Raw genomic sequence first — 21698 nt, 5'->3', positions numbered from 1 at the left:
GCATGTGATGATGGCTGGATTGATCGTATCTGCAGGAGCGGCGAGCGCGGCGGCTGCACCCGGCGATTACTACGGCACGCTGGAGCCGTTCGCTGCCGACGCGGTGTATTTCGTGGTGACCGACCGTTTCGTCAATGGCGACCCCGGCAACGACCAGCGCGACCAGGGCGGTGCGCATCGCACGTTCGATGTGCCGACGCCTTGCGCAGATGGAGTCGGCGACAACATCGGTTACCTGGGGGGCGACTTCAAGGGCATCGTCGAACATGCCGACTACATCCGCGACATGGGCTTTGGCGCGGTATGGATCACGCCGATTGTCGACAATCCGGATGAGGCCTTCACCGGCGGCAAGCCGATCAGCTGCGGCAGTACGCTCAGCGACCACGGCAAGACCGGCTATCACGGCTACTGGGGCGTGAATTTCTACAAGCTCGACGAGCATCTGCCCAGTCCGGGCCTGGACTTTGCCGGCTTCACCCGCGCCATGCATGCCAACCGCTTGAAGGTAGTGCTGGATATCGTGGGCAATCACGGCTCGCCGGCCTACAGCATGCCGGTGGCGCAGCCGGGCTTCGGCAAGCTGTACGACGCCGATGGCCGACTGGTCGCCGATCACCAGAATCTGCCACCGGCGCAGCTGGATCTGCAGCACGTTCCGCTGCACGCGTTCTACAACACCGGCGGCGGCCTGGCCGAGTTGTCCGATCTCAACGAAAACAATCCCGCCGTGCTCGATTATCTGGCTGGCGCGTATCTGCAGTGGATGGAGCAGGGCGCCGACGCGTTCCGTATCGACACCATCGGCTGGATGCCCGACCGTTTCTGGCATGCCTTCGTGGCGCGCATCCGCGAAAAACGTCCGGGGTTCTTCATGTTCGGCGAAGCCTTCGATTACGACGCCAACAAGATTGCCGGGCATACCTGGGCGCGCAATGCCGGCGTCAGCGTGCTGGATTTCCCGTTGAAGCAGCAGCTGTCCGCTGTCTTCGGCCATGAGCAGGCCGGGTTCGAGAAGCTTGCCGCGCCGCTGTTTCTGCGTCGGGGGCCATATGCCAACCCGTACGAGCTGATGAGCTTCTACGACAATCACGACATGGCGCGCCTGGATGCCAGCGACACCGGCTTCATCGACGCGCACAACTGGCTGTTTACCGCGCGCGGCATCCCGGTGATCTATTACGGCTCGGAGACCGGCTTCATGCGCGGGCGCGCCGAACATGCAGGCAACCGCAATTACTTCGGTGCCGAGCGCATCCGCACTGCACCGGATAGCCCGATTTTCGGCCCGTTGCAGCAGATCGCGCGGCTGCGTCGCGATATCCCGGCATTGCAGCGCGGCGTGCAGGTGGATGTGCTGCTACGCGGGGATCACGCGGCATTTTTGCGGGTCTATCAGCATGCGGGCGCCAGCCAGACGGCGTTGGTGCTGCTCAACAAGGGTGATGCGGCGGCGAACGTCGAGGTGACGCGTTTTCTGCAGCCCGGCACATGGCGCGACGCGATGAGTGGCGAGCAGGTGCCGGTGCAGCGTCGGCTGCTGGCGCCGGTGCCCGCGCATGGGGTGCGGGTGCTGCTGTCGGACGCGCCGATCACCGACCCGGACTTGCGCAGGCAGCTCGACGCGCAGATGGCCGAGCAAGCCGCGCGCGATGCCCGCAACCGGTAGGAGCGCCCCCGGGCGCGACGGGGCACTGCCGGGAACGCCACGTCGCGCCCGGGTGCGCTCCTACGAGGCATCAGATCGGGGACTTTCGCGCACGCTCCAACGAATCCCGAATCCCGAATCCCGAATCCCGAATCCGGCCGACGGTGATTTCGATCCTGGTCACGCTGCGGGCCGCGACAGCACGGGGCCACCCGCAACAGGTAGGAGCGCACCCGGGCGCGATGGGCGTTGCCGGGAACGCCCCGTCGCGCCCGGGTGCGCTCCTACGAGGCGTCAATTCGCGGCTATCGCGCACGCTCCAACGAATCCCGAATCTCATCCCGAATCTCAAGCCTCGGCGCCCAGCGATTCCGCTGGCCACCTGACCGGATGTCAGCTTGAGAGCTTTCCCGGCCGACGGTGATTTCGATCCTGGTCACGCTGCGGGCCGCGGCGGGACGGGGCCGCCCGCAACAGGTAGGAGCGTACCCGGGCGCGAGGGGCATTACCGGGAACGCCCTGTCGCGCCCGGGTGCGCTCCTACGAGGCATCGATGGTTGCAGCCGATTCGCAGCCCGCCACGTATGCTCCAACGATTCCCGATTCCCGATTCCCGATTCACGACTCAACGCCTGACAGCCCCATCAGCGGCCCGGCCAAGCACCGCCTCGCCGGTCTCCGCGCCGGACGGTCTCCAGCCCAGCGGTGGCTGCAGCCCACTGCTGCGCGAGGAATCACGCAGCGCCAGCTTCACCGGAATAGTGCGGCTCTGCGCCGCTTCGCCGCGGATCAGCGCCACCAGGCTTTCCACCAGGAGCGTGCCGGCCTGCTTGGTGTCCTGCTGCACCGTCGACAGCGCCGGCGCCACCGACGCCGCCAATGCGATATCGTCGAACCCGCTCACCGCCACATCCTGCGGCACCCGCAGGCCGCGCTCGCGCAAGGCGCGCATTGCGCCGATCGCAATCAGGTCGCTGGCCGCGCACACCGCATCGAATGCCTTGCCGCTGTCGAGCAGCGCCAGGCACGCGGCATGGCCGGACGACTCGGTGGTGATCGCGTCGAACTGCAGCGCGCGATCGGCCACCAAACCCTGCTGCTTCAGCGCAGCCACGTAGCCGCGGTAGCGCTCTTCGAACTCGGGATAGTGGTTGGACGCGTGGCCGAGAAAGGCGATGCGGCGGCAGCCCTGCGCCAGCAGATGCTCGGTGATATCCAGCCCGCCCTGGTAATTGTCGCTGCCGATCGAGATGCCCGGCTGCCCCGGCAGCGCCGCGCCCCAGCGCACGAAGTGAGTACCTTGTTCGACCAGCAACTGCAGCCGCTGGCGCGACTGCTGATAATCGCCATAGCCGAGCAGGATGATGCCGTCGGCCTTGTTGCTGTCTTCGTAATCGGCCTGCCAGTCCTTGGACAGCTGCTGGAACGACACCAGCAGGTCGTAACCCTGCAGCGCGCAGGCGCGGGTGATCGAGCCCAGCATCGAATGGAAGAACGGGTTGATCAGCGAATCGTCGGCGGTGGGGTCTTCGAAGAACAGCAGCGCCAGCGTGCCGGCATTGCGCAGCCGCAGCGACGAGGCGTTCTTGTCGACCTTGTAGTTCAATTCCTTGGCGATGCGCAGGATGCGCTTGCGGGTTTCTTCGTTGACCATCGGGCTGCCGCGCAGTGCGCGCGACACGGTCGGCTGCGACACGCCGGCCAGGTAGGCGATATCCAGCGAGGTGGCTTTACCCTTGATGGTCATGGTCGGCACTGGCAGCACAGGTGGCCGGCATCATGCCACGCGCCCGCCGGCCCCGTGCCGGCATGCGCAACAGCGGCCTGATTGGTTTACCATTCGCTTCCAAGACCCCTTGCGAGAAGGTGGCCCGCGCCCCGCGCCGGCCCAGCGTGCGACATGAGCACTACCACCGCCCACCGCTGATTCCGGCCGCGCCAGTCCGCAGGGCGCCCGCACGGCGTTCGTTCCGCCCCACCTCTCGCCATACCCTTATCCGAGCCTGTCCCGCAACGGGCAGATCTCCCTTGCAGCCGCCGCGCTGCAGCCAGCACAGACCTCATCCTTGCCCATGATCAACATCACGCTCCCCGACGGCAGCCGCCGCGAATTCGAATCCCCCGTCTCGGTGATGCAGGTCGCCCAGTCGATCGGCGCCGGCCTGGCCAAGGCCACCATCGCCGGCCAGGTCGACGGCCAGCTGGTCGATGCCAGCGACGTCATCGACCACGATGCCAGCCTGCGCATCATCACCGCCAAGGACGCCGAAGGCGTGGAGATCATCCGCCACTCCTGCGCGCATCTGGTCGGGCATGCGGTCAAGCAGCTGTACCCGGAGGTCAAGATGGTGATCGGCCCGGTCATCGCCGAAGGCTTCTACTACGACATCTACAGCGAACGCCCGTTCACGCCGGACGACATGGCCGCGATCGAGCAGCGCATGCAGGAATTGATCGCGCAGGACTACGACGTGATCAAGAAGGTCACCCCGCGCGCCGAGGTGATCGAGGTGTTCGCCCAGCGCGGCGAGGAGTACAAGCTGCGCCTGATCGAGGACATGTCCGACGACATCACCGCGATGGGCCTGTACTACCACCAGGAATACGTGGACATGTGCCGCGGCCCGCACGTGCCCAATACGCGCTTCCTCAAGGCCTTCAAACTGACCCGTATTTCCGGCGCCTACTGGCGCGGCGATGCCAAGAACGAGCAGCTGCAGCGCATCTACGGCACCGCCTGGGCCGACAAGAAGCAGCTGGACGCCTACATCCTGCGCATGGAAGAAGCCGACAAGCGCGACCATCGCCGCATCGGCAAGCAGCAGGACCTGTTCCATCTGCAGGAGGAGGCGCCGGGCCTGGTGTTCTGGCATCCCAAGGGCTGGTCGCTGTGGCAGGTGGTCGAGCAGTACATGCGCAAGGTCTATCGCGACAGCGGCTACGGCGAAGTGCGCTGCCCGCAGATCCTGGACGTGTCGCTGTGGCAGAAATCCGGCCACTGGGACAACTACCAGGACGCGATGTTCTTCACCGAGTCGGAGAAGCGCACCTATGCGGTCAAGCCGATGAACTGCCCGGGCCACGTGCAGGTGTTCAATCAGGGCCTGCACAGCTACCGCGACCTGCCGATCCGCTACGGCGAGTTCGGCGCCTGCCACCGCAACGAGCCCTCCGGCGCGCTGCACGGCATCCTGCGCGTGCGCGGCTTCACCCAGGACGACGGCCACGTGTTCTGCCTGGAATCGCAGATCGAAGCCGAAGTCACCGCGTTCCATCAGCAGGCACTGGCGGTCTATACCGCGTTCGGCTTTGAGGACATCGAGATCAAGATCGCGCTGCGTCCGGAAAAGCGCCTGGGCGACGACGTCACCTGGGACAAGGCCGAAGCCGCGCTGCGCAGCGCGCTGGGCGTCTGCGGGGTGGAGTGGCAGGAGCTGCCGGGCGAGGGCGCCTTCTACGGCCCCAAGATCGAGTACCACCTCAAGGACGCGATCGGCCGTACCTGGCAGCTGGGCACCATGCAGGTCGATTTCATGATGCCGGGCCGCCTCGGCGCCGAGTACGTGGACGAGCACAGCCAGAAGAAGCATCCGGTCATGCTGCACCGGGCGATCGTCGGCTCGATGGAGCGTTTCATCGGCATCCTGATCGAACACCACGCCGGCGCCTTCCCCGCCTGGCTCGCCCCGGTCCAGGTCGTTGTCGCAAATATCACCGACGCCCAGGCAGACTATGTCGACTCGGTTCGGAAAACCCTTGCAAATCAAGGCTTCCGTGTGAGCGCCGATTTGCGTAACGAGAAGATCGGATATAAGATTCGCGAGCATACGCTGCAACGCGTGCCTTATCTGCTCGTCGTCGGTGACCGCGAGAAGGAAAACGGTGCCGTCGCCGTGCGGACACGCTCGGGAGAGGACCTCGGGACCATGACGGTCTCGGCCTTCATCGAACGTCTGCAGGCAGAGCAGGCAGCGTGAGCCAACCCCGGCCGGTCTGGATGATCCGGATGCGCCGGTTCGATTCCCCTGGGAGATTGCAATATCAGTACCCCTGACAACAAACAGAACCGCAAGAACCAAGAAATCCGTGTGCCGCGCGTCCGCGTGATCGGCAGTGACGGTGAGATGGTCGGCGTGTTGTCGCGCGACGAAGCGCTCGCCAAGGCCGAGGAAGAAGGCCTGGATCTGGTCGAAATCCAGCCGCAGGCCGACCCGCCGGTCTGCAAGATCATGGATTTCGGCAAGTTTAAGTTCGAGCAGCAGAAAAAGGCCAACGAGGCCAAGAAGAAGACCAAGCAGGTCGAGATCAAGGAACTCAAGTTCCGTCCGGTCACCGACGAGGGCGACTACCAGATCAAGCTGCGCAACATGCGCCGCTTCCTGGAAGAGGGCGACAAGGTCAAGGTCAATATCCGCTTCCGTGGTCGTGAAATGAGCCACCAGGAGCTGGGGCGCGAAATGGCGTCCCGGATCGAGGCCGACCTGGGCGACGACATCGTCATCGAGTCGCGTCCGCGCCTGGAAGGGCGCCAGATGGTCATGATGATCGCGCCGAAGAAGAAGATCTGATCCCGCGCTAGGGCGGGCCCGACGGGCCAGCCCTAGCCGGCGACAGCATCCATTTGCAAGAATTCCCGGCAACGGGCATACTGCGCGGCCCGGTTTTGCCGGGGCGCCGCGCAAGCGGTACAGGACCTGTCCGGATCGTGTTCGATCAAGGACTTACAAGCAGGCAAGGGCAAGGATGGAAAGCGTGGTCGCAAGACTGCCGCCCGGGTCAGTGACAAAACACCATCAAGGACATTGCAATGCCCAAGATCAAGACCAACCGGGCGGCGGCCAAGCGTTTCCGCAAGACCGCCTCCGGCAAGTACAAGTGCGGCCACGCAAACCGTAGCCATATCCTCACGAAGAAAGCGACCAAGCGGAAGCGCAACCTGCGGCAGACGAACCACGTCCGTGCCGAGGACGCTGGCCGTCTCGATCGTATGCTTCCCTACCTCTGAGGACTGACCCATGGCACGAGTAAAGCGTGGCGTACAGGCGCGTCGCCGCCACAAGAAAATTCTGACCCTGGCGAAGGGTTACTACAACGCTCGCCGCAAGGTCTTCCGCGTTGCCAAGCAGGCAGTCATCAAGGCGCAGCAGTACGCCTACATTGGCCGCAAGCAGAAGAAGCGTAACTTCCGTTCGTTGTGGATCACCCGCATCAATGCGGCTGCCCGCATCAACGGCCTGAGCTACAGCCGTTTCATGAATGGCCTGCTCAAGGCTGGCATCACCCTGGACCGCAAGGTGCTGGCTGATATCGCCGTGCACGACGCCGCCGGCTTTGCCGCGCTGGCGGAGAAGGCCAAGGGCGCGCTGGCGGCATAGGTGCGAGTCCCTCGCAAGAGCCCGCACATCCATGTGCGGACTTTTGAAGGGATAGCGTCTCGAAGGGGTTTGCGCATTCGTGTACAGGCTTCCGGCGAGGGCAAGCAGATATGCAGGGGGAAGGGCGCGAGTCCTTCCCCTTTTGCGTTTTTAGATGGCCGGCATTGCTGACTGGATGCCGGGCTAGACCAGATTTGAGTGGCAATGCGTTCCGGTGCATCCGGAAACACCGTTCGGTAGACGCAGTTGAGGCGCGAGTGCAATGAGTGAGATTCAATCCCTGACCGAGCGTGCGCTGGCCGATGTCGCCGCCGCGCAGACGCCGGACCAACTGGAAGCCTTGCGCGTCGCATTGCTCGGCAAGAGCGGTAGCATCACCGCCCAGCTCAAGCAGCTCGGCACGCTGCCGGCCGATCAGCGAAAGGCCGCTGGCGAAGCGATCAACCTGTCGCGCGATGCGCTGACCGCGGCGTTGTCCGAGCGCAAGCACACGCTGGAAAACGCCGCGCTGGACGCACGGCTGGCCGGGGAGCGGATCGATGTCACCTTGCCGGGGCGTCGCAGCGAACGCGGTGGATTGCACCCGGTTACGCGCACGCTCGAGCGCATCGTCGAGATCTTTGCGCGCCTGGGTTATGAGTTGTCCGATGGTCCGGAGATCGAGGACGACTGGCACAACTTCGAAGCCCTGAACTTTCCGCCGCACCATCCGGCGCGCGCAATGCACGACACGTTCTATTTCGGCGATGGCCGCCTGTTGCGCACCCATACCTCCGGCGTGCAGGTGCGCTACATGGATGCGCACAAACCGCCGCTGCGCATGATCGCGGCCGGCAAGGTGTACCGCTCCGATTCGGACCAGACCCATTCGCCGATGTTCCATCAGGTCGAAGGCCTGCTGGTCGACGAACACTCCAACTTCGCCGATCTCAAGGGCACCTTGTCCGAGTTCGTGCGGGCGTTCTTCGAACGCGATTTCGAGATGCGCTTCCGCCCCAGCTATTTCCCGTTCGTGGAACCGGGCGCGGAAGTGGACATCGCCTGGCAGCAGCCGGACGGCAGCACGCGCTGGCTGGAAGTGCTCGGCTGCGGCATGGTGCACCCCAACGTGCTGCGCAGCGTCGGCATCGACCCGGAGCGCTACACCGGCTTCGCGTTCGGCCTGGGCGTGGAGCGCTTTGCGATGCTGCGCTACGGCGTCAACGACCTGCGCGCATTCTTCGAAAACGACGTGCGTTTTCTCAGGCAGTTCGCCTGACGGCGGGGATTGGGGATTCGGGATTGGGGATTCGCAACGGCGCCCCGGTCCGCCCCAGACTCCGTCGACGCGTTTTAGCTAATCCCCAATCCCGAATCCCCAATCCCGGCTCCTCATGAAATTCTCTGAAAATTGGCTGCGCAGCCACGTTCCCATCCAGGCGAGCCGCGACGAGCTTGCCGCGACGCTGACGGCGATCGGTCTGGAGGTCGAAGAGGTCACGCCACTGGGCGAGGCGCTGGGGCAGGTGGTGGTGGCGCGTATCGTCGAGGCGGTGCGTCATCCGGAAGCCGATCGTCTGCAGGTCTGCAGTGTCGACGCAGGGCAGGGCGAGTTGCTGCAGATCGTGTGTGGCGCGCCCAATGCGCGTGCCGGTCTGGTGGCACCACTGGCGCTGGTCGGTGCGCAGATCGGCGCGCTCACCATCACCGCCGCCAAGCTGCGCGGGGTGGCGTCCAACGGCATGCTGTGCTCGGCCAAGGAACTGGGGCTGGATAGCGATGCGTCCGGCCTGTTCGAGCTGCCCGACGATGCGCCGGTGGGTCAGGCGCTGGCCGAGTATCTGGGGCTGCCCGATGCCAGCATCGAGATCAAGCTGACGCCCAATCGCGCCGACTGCTTCAGCGTGCGCGGCATCGCCTTCGATGTGGCGGCCGCCTGTGCCAGCGCAGTGGTGGCCTTTGAAGCCGATGCAGTGGCGCCGGTGTCCACGCGCACGCTGGCGGTGGAATTGCATGCCGGCAACGCCGCGCCGCGCTATTGCGGGCGGGTGATCGAAGGCATCGACCCGGCCGCAAAAACGCCGGTGTGGCTGGCCGAGCGGCTGCGTCGCAGCGGCGTGCGTCCGGTCTCGCTGCTGGTGGACATCACCCAGTACGTGATGCTGGAACTTGGCCAGCCGATGCATGCGTTCGATCTGGACACCCTGCAAGGCCCGATCGGCGTGCGCCATTCGCGCAGCGGCGAGCAGCTGGCATTGCTGGACGGGCGTCAGGTCACGCTGGACGACAGCTTCCTGACCATCACCGATGCCGACCGCCCGGTCGCATTGGCCGGCCTGATGGGCGGCCTGGATACCCGCGTCACCGACACCACGCGCAACGTGTTCCTGGAGTCGGCGTACTTCGATCCGGCGGCGATCATGGGGCGTGGCCGCAAGTTCGGTCTGCATACCGATGCCGGTCATCGCTTCGAGCGTGGTGTGGATCCGGCATTGCCGCCACAGGCGATCGAAGTGGCGACGCGGCTGGTGCTGGAACTGGCCGGTGGTGCGCCGGGCCCGGTGATGCATGCGCAATTGCCGGAGCATCTGCCGCAGCCGGCGCGCATCCTGCTGCGGCGTGCGCGGATTGCGCGCGTGCTCGGTATCCAGATTGACGATGCCGAGGTCGTGCGCATTCTGGGTGCGCTTGGCATGCAGCTGGAGGCTGTTGCCGAAGGCTGGCAGGTGATGGCGCCGAGCCGTCGCTTCGATATCGCCATCGAAGAGGATCTGATCGAAGAACTGGCGCGTATCCATGGGTACGATCGCGTGCCAACCACGCTGCCGGGCGGCGCAAGCCGGATTGCGATGCCGAGCGAAACCCAGCTCGATGAGCTCAGCGTGCGGCGCCAGCTGGTGGCGCGCGAGCTGCAGGAAACCATCAATTACGCCTTCGTCGACGCTACCTTGCTGGAGCGCTGGCAGCTTACCGACGGCCTGGTGCCGTTGGCCAATCCGCTCAGCGCCGAGCTGGCGATCATGCGTCCGCGCCTGTTGCCGGGCCTGGTGGCGACGCTGGGCCGCAATGCCGCCCGCCAGGCCGGGCGGGTGCGCCTGTTCGAGCTGGGCAAGGTGTTCGCGGCCGCGTCCGATGCCGGCGCCGCCCCGCAGGAGTCGCAGCATGTCGCCGCGGCCGTATGCGGCGATGCCCTGGCGCTGCAGTGGGGCGAGCCCGCGCGCAAGGTGGACTTCCACGACCTAAAAGGCGACCTGATGGCGCTGGCCGCGGCCAGTGGCGCGGTGCTGGAGTTCCAGCCCTCTGCCCAGCCCTTCGGGCATCCGGGGCGCTCGGCCGACATCCATCGCGATGGCGTGTGCATCGGCTGGATCGGGCAGGTGCATCCGCGCCTGGCCAAGGCATTGGACATCGACGTGCATGTGATCGGGTTCGAACTGCAGCTGACGGCGTTGGTCAAGCGTGCGCTGCCGCGTGCCGGCGAGCTGTCGCGGTTCCCCTCGGTGCGTCGCGATCTGGCCTTCCTGGTCCCGGAAGAGGTGAGCTGGGCGGCGCTGTCGAGCAGTGTGCGCACCACCGTCGGACCGTTGTTGCGCGAGGTGCAGCTGTTCGACCGCTACGTCGGGCAGGGGGTCGAGCCAGGTTTCAAGAGTCTGGCTATGGGCTTGATTTTGCAGGATAACTCGCGCACTCTCACCGACCGGGACGTCGACGCAGTCGTTGCCGATGTGGTGGCCGTGATCGAGCGCGAACACCGCGCCCGGATCCGGAGTTGAGGCGGTAACCAGGGGATTGGCATGGCATTGACGAAAGCGGAGATGGCCGAACGTCTGTTCGACGAGGTCGGTCTGAACAAGCGCGAGGCAAAGGAATTTGTCGACGCGTTCTTCGATGTGCTGCGCGATGCGCTGGAGCAGGGCCGTCAGGTGAAGTTGTCCGGTTTCGGCAACTTCGATCTGCGGCGCAAGAATCAACGGCCCGGTCGCAATCCCAAGACCGGCGAGGAAATTCCGATCTCGGCCCGCACGGTGGTGACCTTCCGTCCGGGCCAGAAGCTCAAGGAGCGGGTGGAGGCTTATGCTGGATCCGGGCAGTAATCGCGAACTACCGCCAATCCCGGCCAAGCGCTACTTCACCATCGGCGAAGTCAGCGAGCTGTGCGACGTCAAGCCGCATGTGCTGCGCTATTGGGAAACCGAGTTTCCGAGCCTGGAACCGGTCAAGCGGCGCGGCAACCGGCGCTACTACCAGCGCCACGACGTGCTGATGGTGCGCCAGATCCGTGGCCTGCTGTACGAGCAGGGTTACACCATCGGTGGCGCACGCCTGCGTCTTGAAGGCGATGGCGCCAAGAGCGAGTCGGCGCTGAGCAACCAGATCATCAAACAGGTGCGCATGGAGCTGGAAGAGGTTCTGCAACTGCTGCGCCGCTAGGAAAACGTTTCACAAAGCCGCTATAATCGCAGGCCGCCCTCGCGGCGGACGCAACATCTTCGGGGTATAGCGCAGCCTGGTAGCGCACTAGTCTGGGGGACTAGTGGTCGTCGGTTCGAATCCGGCTACCCCGACCAAACACGGAGCCCATGTCTTCACGGACATGGGCTTTTTTGTTGCGCCGCACAATGCGATCGGCGGTCTGTCATACGCCTGACACGATATGTCCATCGGCATACTGCACAGCAGCATGAAATGCCTGGCCGAGCCCGTTTGGTTGCAGTTCTGTTCGCTATGGACCTGGGTCACGCAATGTCGCTAAGTCCCCGAAAATGCTCCAAATCATTGGCGGCGGATTCGTACTTGGATCACGTTTTGTTAACGCCGCAACGACGAACTTGAATCAATAGGCCAACGCCGTCAAAAAAATGGCGAGCAGCGTCTTGCGATGCGTTGGTTCTATGCCATAGTGCACTGCAACACGTCACACCTGTCGTGATCCCAAGCGTCTTGGGATGAATTTCTCTGTCGTACGTTCTTGCTGGCGTGTTGGCCGGTTGAATGCTGCGCGAGGTCCTGTCCCACCCAACCGAGGCAGCCAGCCACACGCATGAAAAAACTGATCGGACGATTTTGCCAAGGCCTCAGCCTGGCGTTGATCTGCTCGATGGCACTGGGCGCATGCAGCACCGGTCCGAAGATGGCCGATTCGCTGCCGCTTCCGGATCCGCTCGCGATGTCCGCCGTGCAACCGGAGTATCGACTTGCCCCAGGCGACTTGCTGTTGTTCAAGGTGTTCCAGGTCGACGATCTGGAGCGGCAGGTCCGCATCGATCAGAACGGCCACATCTCGCTGCCGTTGATCGGCGACGTCAAGGCAGCCGGCCTGGGTGTCGGCGAGCTGGAAAAGCTGGTGGCAGAACGCTACGCCGCCGGTTATCTGCAGCAGCCGCAGGTGTCGGTGTTCGTGCAGGAATCCAATGGTCGCCGGGTCACGGTGACCGGTGCGGTCGACGAGCCGGGCATCTATCCGGTGATCGGCGCCAACCTGACCCTGCAGCAGGCCATCGCGCAGGCCAAGGGCGTCAGCACCGTGGCCAGCCGCGGCAACGTCATCGTGTTTCGCACCGTCAACGGTCAAAAGATGATCGCCAGATTCGATCTGACCCAGATCGAGAAGGGGGCCAACCCGGATCCTGAGATCTACGGCGGCGACATCGTTGTGGTGTACCGCTCCGACGCACGCGTCTGGCTGCGCACCATGCTGGAACTGACCCCCCTTGTGATGGTGTGGCGCGCTTACCGATGAGTATGAATTCAGACAATCGTTCTTCCCCGTCTCATCGTCACGGGCATCTCGAGCTGGCCGACGTTGGCTTGCTCGACTACTGGCGCGCGCTGGTCTCACAGCGCTGGTTGATCATTCTGATCACCGTCGGGGCAGTGGCACTGGCGTTTGGCGTCACCCTGCTGATGCCGGAAAAATACCGCGCCACCAGCACGCTGCAGATCGAGCGCGACTCGCTCAACGTGGTGAATGTCGACAACCTGATGCCGGTGGAATCGCCGCAGGATCGCGATTTCTACCAGACCCAGTACCAGCTGCTGCAGAGCCGCTCGCTGGCCCGTGCGGTGATCCGCGAAGCCAAGCTCGATCAGGAGCCGGCGTTCAAGCAGCAGGTCGACGAAGCGCTGGAAAAGGCTGCTGCCAAGAATCCGGAAGCCGGCAAGTCGGTCGACTCGCGCCAGGCCATCATCGAGCGCAGCCTGACCGATACGCTGCTGGCCGGGCTGGTGGTCGAGCCGATCCTCAATTCGCGCCTGGTCTACGTCAACTACGATTCGCCGGACCCGGTGCTGGCTGCCAAGATCGCCAACACCTATACCAAGGTCTTCATCGTCAGCACGCAGGAACGCCGCATCAAGGCATCCTCGTTCGCGACCAAGTTCCTGGCCGAGCGCCTGGAGCAGTTGCGCGACAAGGTGGAGGACTCAGAGAAGAATCTGGTCTCCTATTCCACCGACGAGCAGATCGTGTCGGTGGGCGACGACAAGCCATCGCTTCCGGCGCAGAACCTCAGCGACCTCAATGCGATGCTGGCATCGGCGCAGGACGCCCGCATCAAGGCCGAGGCAGCCTGGCGTCAGGTCAGCAGCGGTGACGCGATGTCGCTGCCGCAAGTGCTGAGCAATCCGCTGATCCAGAGCCTGCGCGGCGAGCAGATCCGCTTGAACACCGAATATCAGCAGAAGCTGTCGACCTTCAAGCCGGACTATCCAGAAATGCAGCGTCTGAAGGCGCAGATCGAAGAGTCGCGTCGCCAGATCAATGGCGAGGTCCTCAATATCCGCCAGTCGCTGAAGGCGACCTACGACGCGTCGGTGCATCAGGAGCAGCTGCTCAACCAGCGCATCGCCGGATTGCGTAACGATGAGCTCGATCTGCAGAGCCGCAGCATCCGCTACAACATGCTCAAGCGCGACGTCGATACCAACCGCCAGCTCTACGATGCGCTCCTGCAGCGCTACAAGGAGATCGGTGTGGCGAGCAACGTCGGCGCCAACAACGTGACCATCATCGATACCGCAGACGTGCCTACGTCTAAGACTTCGCCGAAACTTAAATTGAACCTCGCTTTGGGCTTCATCTTTGGCGTATTCCTGGGTGTGGCTGTGGCACTGGTGCGCTACTTCCTGCGTGGCACGGCAGCGCAGACGCGGTTGGACTGACATCGTCGTTTTGCACAACGATGGTTAATTGAAGTGACAACTGATTCAGCGTGGAAAAGGTTGGATCCCGTATGTTTCGGGCTCCTTCGTTTGAAAGTTTGTCTCTGTTGAAACAAAGGGCTGTCGTGCGATCTGGGGTCGGTAGGTATTACCGCGGTGATCGCCCGACGGAGATGATTGAAAGCTCGCGTGCGTTTCGTATGTTCCCCCGCATGCGCCGTATCGAGTTTGGAGGACATCCCCATGCTTTTGGCAGACTTGAGTAGCGCGACTTACACCACATCCTCGCCGCGATTGTTGTCCAAGTATTCGGCTGCGGCCGATCTGGTCCTGCGCGTCTTCGACCTCACCATGGTCGTGGTCTCCGGATTGATCGCCTATCGCATCGTCTTCGGCTCCTGGGTGCCTGCGGCACCGTACCGGGTCGCCATCGCCACCACGCTGTTGTACTCGGTAATCTGCTTTGCGCTGTTCCCGCTGTATCGCAGCTGGCGCGGTCGCGGGCTGTTGAGCGAGCTGATGGTGCTGGGCGGTGCATTCGGTGGCGTGTTTGCGCTGTTCGCGGTGCATGCGCTGATCGTGCAGGTTGGCGAGCAGGTCTCGCGCGGCTGGATCGGCCTGTGGTTCGTCGGTGGGCTGGCCTCGCTGGTGGCGGCCCGCACGGTGCTGCGCGGCTTCCTGAATCACCTGCGCACCCAGGGCGTGGATGTGCAGCGGGTGGTGGTGGTCGGTCTGCGCCACCCGGTGATGAAGATCAATCACTACCTCAGCCGCAATCCCTGGGTCGGCATGAACCTGGTCGGTTATTTCCGCACGCCGTACGACATCGCCGTGACCGAGCAACGCCAGTCGCTGCCGTGCCTGGGCGATCCGGACGCGCTGATCGAGTACCTGAAGGACAACCAGGTCGAGCAGGTGTGGATCTCGCTGCCGCTGGGCGAACGTGACCATATCAAGCAGTTGCTGCAGCGCCTGGATCGCTATCCGATCAACGTGAAGCTGGTGCCGGACCTGTTCGACTTCGGTCTGTTGAACCAGTCCGGCGAGCAGATCGGTAACGTGCCGGTGATCAACCTGCGCCAGGGCGGTGTGGACCGCGACAACTACTTCGTGGTCGCCAAGGCGCTGCAGGACAAGATCCTGGCCGTGGTTGCGCTGATGGGCCTGTGGCCGTTGATGGCTGCGATTGCGGTCGGTGTGAAGATGAGTTCGCCGGGCCCGGTGTTTTTCCGCCAGCGTCGTCATGGCCTGGGTGGGCGCGAGTTCTACATGTTCAAGTTCCGCTCGATGCGTGTGCATGACGACCATGGCACCACCATCCAGCAGGCGACCAGGAACGACACCCGTATCACCCGTTTCGGTGCGTTCCTGCGCCGCAGCAGCCTGGACGAGTTGCCGCAGATCTTCAACGTGCTCGGTGGCAGCATGTCGATCGTGGGGCCGCGCCCGCATGCCGCGCAGCACAACACCCATTACGAGAAGCTGATCAATCACTACATGCAGCGCCATTACGTCAAGCCGGGCATCACCGGTTGGGCGCAGGTCAATGGATTCCGTGGTGAAACCCCGGAGCTGCGCACGATGAAGAAGCGCATCCAGTACGACCTGGACTACATCCGTCGCTGGTCGCTGTGGCTGGATATCCGCATCATCGTGCTGACCGCAGTGCGTGTGCTCGGACAGAAGACCGCGTACTGATGATGGCGGGGAGTGTGCGACCTGGCGCGCCGAGCGCCGCGGGCGGCTGCATCGCAGCCGCCCCTTTCAAGCAGGCGTCTGCATGCTGATCCGAATGAGCGACGAGGCCCGCGTTCGCTGGCACAACCTGCTGATCGAGCTGACGCTGCTGGTCGGCGTCGGTTACAACCTGCTGCTGGCGCTGATCAACGCGAACGTGTTCACCGTACGTCCGGTGATCACTTACGCAGTCGAGTTCATGGTCTACGCCGCGTGTTTCCTGCTCGGCCTGGGTTCGATGAGCCGCAAGCGCATTGCATTGATCATCAGCGGCCTAGGGCTGATCGTCACCCTGATGTTCGTGCGCTTCCTGGTGAACTGGCAGATCGATCCGAAGTTCTTCCGCGACGCGCTGGTGGTGTTCGCGTTCGTGGTGCTTGGTTCGGCTTATACCGGGTCGGTGCCCAAGCTGTTCGTGCGCATGACCATCATCGTGTCGTTGGTTGCGGCGTTCGAACTGGCGATGCCCAGCGCCTATGGCGATCTGGTCAACCCGAAGAGCTTCTTCGTCAACGCGCGTGGCATGAGCGCGGAAGGGTTCTGGAACGAAGACAGCAACCTGTTCGTCAGCGCCACGCGTCCGGGCGAGCGCAACTTCCTGCCGGGCTCCAATCTTCCCCGCGCCTCCTCGATGTTCATCGAGCCGGTGACGATGGGTAACTACATCTGCTTCTTTACCGCGATCGTGCTGGTGTTCTGGCGCTGGATGCGTCCGGCGATGCTGATCCTGTCGGTCGGTTTGATCGGTTTCATGGTCGTGGCCTCCGACGGCCGACTTGCGGCGGGCACCTGCGTGCTGATGGTGCTGCTGTCGCCGCTGTTGAAACGCCTGGATCAACGGCTGGCGTTCCTGGTCTTCCTGCTCGTGATCATGACGGCGTGGCTGTTGGTGTGGATCACCGGGATCACGGCCTATCAGGACAACACGATGGGCCGCATCTTCTTCACCGTCAATTCGATGAACAACCTGTCCTTCAACTCGTGGATGGGCCTGGATTTTGCGCAGGCGTACCGTTACTTCGACAGCGGCATTGCCTACTTCATCGCATCGCAGTCGATCGTCGGCGTGCTCGCCTTCCTGCTGTCGTATTCGTTCCTGTTGTTGATGCCGAGCAAGGAAGGGCAGTTGTTCAAGAACCTGGCAATCTTTGCGTTCGCGCTGAGCCTGCTGGTGTCCAACGGCTACTTCTCGATCAAGACGTCGGCATTGTGGTGGTTCGTGTGCGGCTGCCTGTGGCACATGCGGCCGACCTGGTCTGCTGCCAGCGCTAAGCAGCTGCCCAGACAGGATCCGGCCGACGAGGATGCGCGATTGCCACTGCCCGCAGGAGGCACACGATGAGTTTGGCGGCAACGCAAGCACCGCAGCCGGTGGCACCGGTCGTCGGTGCGTCCGTTGCCACCGGCGGACGCAGCCGCGACCCGCGTATCGATGCCACCAAGGCCCTGGCGATCCTGTTGGTGGTGTTCTGCCACGCCAAGGGCGTGCCGCATGCGATGACGTTGTTTGCCTACAGCTTCCACGTGCCGCTGTTTTTCATGGTGTCCGGCTGGCTGGCGGCGGGCTATGCGTCGCGGACCACCGGCTTGCCGCAGACCATCAGCAAGCAGGCACGCAGTCTGCTGCTGCCGTATGTGACGTTCTATCTGCTCGGCTACGCGTACTGGTTGCTGACGCGCAATATCGGTGAGAAGGCGGCGCGCTGGGGCAGCCATCCGTGGTGGGAGCCGATCGTGGCGATGTTCACCGGGATCGGCCCCGATCTGTATGTGCAGCCCCCGCTATGGTTCCTGCCGGTGATGCTGGTGACGGTGCTGAGCTATGTGATGCTGCGCCGCTGGCTGTCGCCTGTGGTGATCGCGGTGGCGTCGTTGATCCTGGCCTGGTGCTGGATGCGCTGGTTTCCGGGCCAACAGGTACGGCTTTTTTTTGGCCTGGACGTTCTACCGGTGTCGCTGAGCTTCTACGCGGTGGGTGCCTTGCTGATCCATGTTTCCGCACGTCTGCCGAGCTCCTTGCCGGTGAGCGCGCTGGCGACCGTGCTGCTGGCGTTGCCGGTGGCCTGGCTGGCCGATCGTAATGGCCGCATCGACGTCAACATGCTGGAGTTCGGCCGCAACCACGTCGGGTTTGTGGTCAGCGCAGTACTTGGCTCACTGATGGTGATCTGTGCCGCACGGTTGGTGCAGGGCTGGGCCTGGATACAGTGGATCGGCCGCAATACCTTGCTGATCCTGTGCACCCATATGCTGGTGTTCTTCGTGCTCTCCGGTGTTGCGGCGCTGGCTGGCGGATTCGCTGCCTCGCGCCCGGGCCTGGGCTGGGCAGTGTTCGTGACGGTGTTTGCGCTGCTCGCGTGCGTGCCGCTGCGCTTGTTGCTGATGCGTTTTGCGCCGTGGACCCTGGGTGCCCGCCCGGTGGCGGCATGAGCGGCGCTGCGCCATGACCACCGCACCGTATTCCAACGCGGCCAGGCACGACGGTCTGGGTGCCAAGGCCGCGCCAACGCCTGCATTGACCCGCGATTGGCAGATCGATGCAGCAAAGGCGCTGGCGATCTTCCTGGTGGTGCTGGGGCATGCCAACGGCATGCCGGCCGCCTACAAGTTGTTCGCCTACAGTTTTCATGTGCCGCTGTTTTTCGTGCTGTCCGGCTGGGTCGGCGAACGCTTCGGCCACCGCGCAATGACGGTGGCGACGATTGCGAAGTTGGCGCGCACGTTGCTGGTTCCCTATGTCGCGTTTTTCCTAGTGGCCTACGCCTGCTGGCTGCTGATGGGAGTGACCAGCCGCGCGGCGCATCCATCGCATGTGCTGCCGTGGTGGGATCCGTTTATCGGCCTGTTCTGGGCCAACGGCACGCGTCTGTACGTGCTTCCGGCGTTGTGGTTCCTGCCTGCCTTGTTCGTCACCACGCTGGCCTATATCGCCTTGCGCACGCGCCTGACGACGACGGCGCTGGCGGCAGTCAGTCTGTTGTTCGCCTTGGCATGGGCGGGCTGGTTTCCGTCGTTGCACCTGCGGCTTCCGTTGGCGCTGGATGTATTGCCTGTCGCGCTGTTCTTCATCGCCGTGGGCGGATGGCTGTCGCGCTACGCCGATGCACTGCGCGCGCTTGGCGCCTCGGTGTGGGCGTTGGCACTGCCGGTGCTGGCAGCAGCGTGGTGGTGGCTGGCCGGATGGAACGGGCAAGTGGATGTGAACAATCTGCAGTTCGGGCATTCCGCTGCGGTGTTCCTGCTGGTCAGCCTGCTGGGTACCGCAATGACCTTGTGCGTGGCGTATTTCGTCCGACAGTGGCGTTGGCTGCAGTGGATCGGTGGCAATACCTTGCTGATCCTGTGCACGCACACATTGGTGTTTCTGGTGCTCACCAGTGTGGTGGCACGAACGGGTGTGATCGCTCGCAGCCTGATCGGCACACCGGCCTGGGCGATGGGCCTGAGCGCGTTCGCTGTCGCGGTCAGTGTGCCGATGCGCGCGGTGCTGGTGCGCGTTGCACCGTGGATGTTGGGATTGAAACGCAAATGACGAGCTTCCAGAATGATCAGCCGAGCATGCAGATGTGTCTGCGTCGCTGGCACAGGAGATTGGCGTAATGAAAGTGGTGCATGTCGTCCGCCAATTCCATCCTTCGATCGGAGGCATGGAGGAAGTCGTTCTCAATGTGGCCCGTCAACACCAGGCCACCAGTGCCGATACGGTGGAGGTCGTGACGCTGGATCGGGTGTTTACCGATCCGGGCGCGCAGCTTGCGGAGCAGGAGACGTATCAGGGCTTGCCGATCCGACGCATTGGTTATCGCGGCTCGTCGCGTTATCCGTTGGCGCCGTCCGTGCTGAGCGCGATCCGCTCGGCCGATCTGGTGCATCTGCATGGCATCGATTTTTTCTACGACTATCTGGCGCTGACCAGGCCGCTGCATGGCAAGCCGATGGTGGTGTCCACGCACGGCGGCTTCTTCCACACTGCGTATGCCTCGCGGATGAAGCAGCTATGGTTTCAAACGCTCACCCGCACTTCCGCATTGGCGTATGCGCGGGTGATCGCCACCAGCGAGAACGACGGCGAGCTGTTCGCCAAGGTGGTGTCGCCGGCGCGCTTGCGGGTGATCGAAAACGGCGTGGACGTGGAGAAATACGCAGCGCAGGGCGCAGCGACGCCGGGGCGGACCATGATGTATTTCGGCCGCTGGTCGGTGAACAAGGGCCTGATCGAAACCCTGGAGCTGCTGCAGGCGGTACTGCAGCGCGATCCGCAGTGGCGCCTGATCATTGCCGGGCGCGAATACGATTTGAACGAGGCCGACCTGCGCAAGGCGATCGCCGAGCGGGGCTTGCAGGACAAGGTCCAGCTCAGCATGTCGCCGTCGCAGGAGCAGCTGCGCAGCCTGATGCAGCAGGCGCAGTTCTTCGTCTGCCTGTCGCGCCATGAAGGCTTCGGCATCGCTGCGGTCGAAGCGATGAGTGCCGGCCTGATTCCGATCCTCAGCGACATCCCGCCGTTCGTGCGTCTTGCCAGCGAATCGGGGCAAGGCGTGATCGTCAACCGCGACCGGATCGATGCGGCCGCAGAGCAGGTACAGACGCTTGCGCTGCAGGCGGATGCCGATTTCGATACGCGTCGTGCAGCGTCCATGGCGTACGTGAGCCGCTACGACTGGAAGCATGTGGTCGGGCGCTACGTCGACGAATACCACACCGCGTTGGGCACCCGCCGTACCCAGGAGGCAGTGCGATGAGCGCGCCTGCATCGGCAGCGACTGTGCGTGCGTCCGCGCAGCCGCAGGTCACCGTGCTGTTCTCCACCGAGAAGCCCAATGCCAGCACCAATCCGTATCTGACCCAGCTTTACGCATCGCTGCCCGCTGCAGTGCAGCCGCGCTTCTTTTCGATGCGCGATGCGCTGCTGTCGCGCTACGACGTGCTGCATCTGCATTGGCCGGAATATCTGCTGCGCCATCCCAGCGCGATCGGCACCCTGGCCAAGCAGATGTGTGCGGCGCTGTTGCTGCTCAAGCTGCAGCTGACCGGCACGCCGGTGGTGCGCACCTTGCACAACCTGGCACCGCACGAGGATCGCGGCTGGCGCGAGCGCGGCCTGTTGCGCTGGATCGATCGGCTGACGCGTCGCTGGATCCGCATCAACGCGACCACGCCGCCGCGACCGCCATTCACCGACACCATCCTGCACGGCCATTATCGCGAGTGGTTTGCAAAGATGCCGCAAGGCACGCCGGTTCCGGGGCGGCTGCTGCATTTCGGTCTGATCCGCCCGTACAAGGGCGTGGAAACGCTGCTGGAGGTGATGCGTCAGGTCGACGATCCGCGCCTGAAGCTGCGTATCGTCGGCAACCCGGCCACGCCGCAGATGCGCAGCCTGGTGGAGGAGGCCTGCGCGCAGGATCCACGTGTGAGTGCCTTGCTGGCTTATGTTGAAGAACCGGTGCTCGCACGCGAAGTCAGCGAGGCCGAGCTGGTGGTGCTGCCGTACCGGCAGATGCACAACTCTGGCACCTTGTTGCTGGCATTGTCGCTGGCGCGCCCGGTGCTGGCACCGTGGAGCGAATCCAATGCGGCGATTGCCGAAGAAGTGGGGCCGGGCTGGGTGTTTCTCTATGACGGCGAATTCGATGCGGCGCTGCTGACCGGCATGCTGGACCAGGTGCGTGCCGCGCCGCGCGGCCCGGCACCGGATCTCTCGCAACGCGACTGGCCACGGATCGGACAGCTGCACTACCGCACCTACCTGGAAGCGCTCGGCAAGGATGGAGACGCCGCGCTGTGACCGCAGAGAT

At 63.8% G+C, this 21698-nt stretch carries 18 protein-coding genes and 1 tRNA gene; 18 read left to right on the top strand and 1 reads right to left on the bottom strand.

Annotation, left to right across the window (positions count from 1 at the left end; translation table 11 throughout):
- Window positions 1–7: 7 nt before the first annotated feature.
- The gene (locus ABQ039_RS12100; protein ID WP_184609199.1) at window positions 8–1669 is read left to right on the top strand and encodes an alpha-amylase family glycosyl hydrolase; all 1662 of its coding nucleotides are present in this window, start codon (window positions 8–10) and stop codon (window positions 1667–1669) included.
- 604 nt (window positions 1670–2273) lie between these two features.
- Here the strand turns inward: ABQ039_RS12100 and ABQ039_RS12095 are convergent.
- Complete coding sequence (locus tag ABQ039_RS12095; protein WP_024937933.1) at window positions 2274–3395, bottom strand: LacI family DNA-binding transcriptional regulator; 1122 nt, start codon at window positions 3393–3395, stop codon at window positions 2274–2276.
- Between the two features lie 325 nt (window positions 3396–3720).
- Between ABQ039_RS12095 and thrS the strand changes: the two genes are divergently transcribed.
- The 17 genes from thrS (at window position 3721) to ABQ039_RS12010 (ending at window position 21688) form a co-directional block, all read left to right on the top strand.
- Window positions 3721–5625, top strand: a complete 1905-nt coding sequence (thrS, locus tag ABQ039_RS12090) for a threonine--tRNA ligase (RefSeq protein ID WP_046343264.1) — start codon at window positions 3721–3723, stop codon at window positions 5623–5625.
- A gap of 48 nt (window positions 5626–5673) precedes the next feature.
- The gene (infC, locus tag ABQ039_RS12085) at window positions 5674–6216 is read left to right on the top strand and encodes a translation initiation factor IF-3 (protein WP_080591364.1); all 543 of its coding nucleotides are present in this window, start codon (window positions 5674–5676) and stop codon (window positions 6214–6216) included.
- A 239-nt stretch (window positions 6217–6455) separates the two neighbouring features.
- The gene (gene rpmI / locus ABQ039_RS12080) at window positions 6456–6653 is read left to right on the top strand and encodes a 50S ribosomal protein L35 (RefSeq protein ID WP_002811096.1); all 198 of its coding nucleotides are present in this window, start codon (window positions 6456–6458) and stop codon (window positions 6651–6653) included.
- Window positions 6654–6663: 10 nt separating this feature from the next.
- Window positions 6664–7023, top strand: coding sequence for a 50S ribosomal protein L20 (gene rplT / locus ABQ039_RS12075; protein WP_003484828.1), 360 nt, complete (start codon window positions 6664–6666; stop codon window positions 7021–7023).
- Window positions 7024–7285: 262 nt separating this feature from the next.
- Window positions 7286–8281: a phenylalanine--tRNA ligase subunit alpha gene (gene pheS / locus ABQ039_RS12070; protein WP_016903312.1), complete on the top strand. Its 996-nt coding sequence runs from the start codon at window positions 7286–7288 to the stop codon at window positions 8279–8281.
- Window positions 8282–8396: 115 nt separating this feature from the next.
- Window positions 8397–10775 carry a phenylalanine--tRNA ligase subunit beta gene (pheT, locus tag ABQ039_RS12065; RefSeq protein WP_184609201.1) on the top strand — a complete coding sequence of 793 codons (2379 nt, stop codon included), beginning with the start codon at window positions 8397–8399 and terminating at the stop codon, window positions 10773–10775.
- A gap of 21 nt (window positions 10776–10796) precedes the next feature.
- Entirely contained in the window at window positions 10797–11096 is a 300-nt protein-coding gene (locus ABQ039_RS12060) for an integration host factor subunit alpha (protein WP_002811076.1), read from the top strand.
- Window positions 11077–11433, top strand: a complete 357-nt coding sequence (locus tag ABQ039_RS12055) for a MerR family transcriptional regulator (RefSeq protein ID WP_005995911.1) — start codon at window positions 11077–11079, stop codon at window positions 11431–11433. Before ABQ039_RS12060 ends, ABQ039_RS12055 begins: the two co-directional genes overlap by 20 nt.
- A gap of 60 nt (window positions 11434–11493) precedes the next feature.
- Window positions 11494–11570: transfer RNA gene (locus ABQ039_RS12050), tRNA-Pro, on the top strand.
- Window positions 11571–12043: 473 nt separating this feature from the next.
- Window positions 12044–12742: a polysaccharide biosynthesis/export family protein gene (locus ABQ039_RS12045; RefSeq protein WP_016903310.1), complete on the top strand. Its 699-nt coding sequence runs from the start codon at window positions 12044–12046 to the stop codon at window positions 12740–12742.
- Window positions 12724–14163, top strand: coding sequence for a GumC family protein (locus tag ABQ039_RS12040; RefSeq protein ID WP_179465573.1), 1440 nt, complete (start codon window positions 12724–12726; stop codon window positions 14161–14163). The genes ABQ039_RS12045 and ABQ039_RS12040 overlap by 19 nt, the downstream gene beginning before the upstream one ends.
- A 243-nt stretch (window positions 14164–14406) precedes the next feature.
- Window positions 14407–15861 (top strand): undecaprenyl-phosphate glucose phosphotransferase, encoded by a 1455-nt coding sequence (locus ABQ039_RS12035; RefSeq protein WP_046343239.1) that lies wholly within the window; start codon window positions 14407–14409, stop codon window positions 15859–15861.
- Between the two features lie 94 nt (window positions 15862–15955).
- Window positions 15956–17242 (top strand): polysaccharide biosynthesis protein GumE, encoded by a 1287-nt coding sequence (locus tag ABQ039_RS12030; RefSeq protein WP_167709914.1) that lies wholly within the window; start codon window positions 15956–15958, stop codon window positions 17240–17242.
- Complete coding sequence (locus tag ABQ039_RS12025) at window positions 17239–18330, top strand: acyltransferase family protein (protein WP_184609203.1); 1092 nt, start codon at window positions 17239–17241, stop codon at window positions 18328–18330. Before ABQ039_RS12030 ends, ABQ039_RS12025 begins: the two co-directional genes overlap by 4 nt.
- 13 nt (window positions 18331–18343) lie before the next feature.
- On the top strand, window positions 18344–19432 hold the full coding sequence (locus ABQ039_RS12020) for an acyltransferase family protein (RefSeq protein WP_260297195.1): 1089 nt from the start codon (window positions 18344–18346) through the stop codon (window positions 19430–19432).
- Window positions 19433–19499: 67 nt separating this feature from the next.
- Window positions 19500–20642: a glycosyltransferase family 4 protein gene (locus tag ABQ039_RS12015; RefSeq protein ID WP_184609205.1), complete on the top strand. Its 1143-nt coding sequence runs from the start codon at window positions 19500–19502 to the stop codon at window positions 20640–20642.
- Complete coding sequence (locus ABQ039_RS12010; RefSeq protein ID WP_184609222.1) at window positions 20639–21688, top strand: glycosyltransferase; 1050 nt, start codon at window positions 20639–20641, stop codon at window positions 21686–21688. The genes ABQ039_RS12015 and ABQ039_RS12010 overlap by 4 nt, the downstream gene beginning before the upstream one ends.
- Window positions 21689–21698: the final 10 nt, after the last annotated feature.

Origin of the sequence: Xanthomonas sp. WHRI 6108 (genome assembly GCF_040202385.2) — a bacterium.
GTDB lineage: Bacteria > Pseudomonadota > Gammaproteobacteria > Xanthomonadales > Xanthomonadaceae > Xanthomonas > Xanthomonas arboricola.
This window is presented reverse-complemented; position numbering and strand designations above follow the sequence as displayed.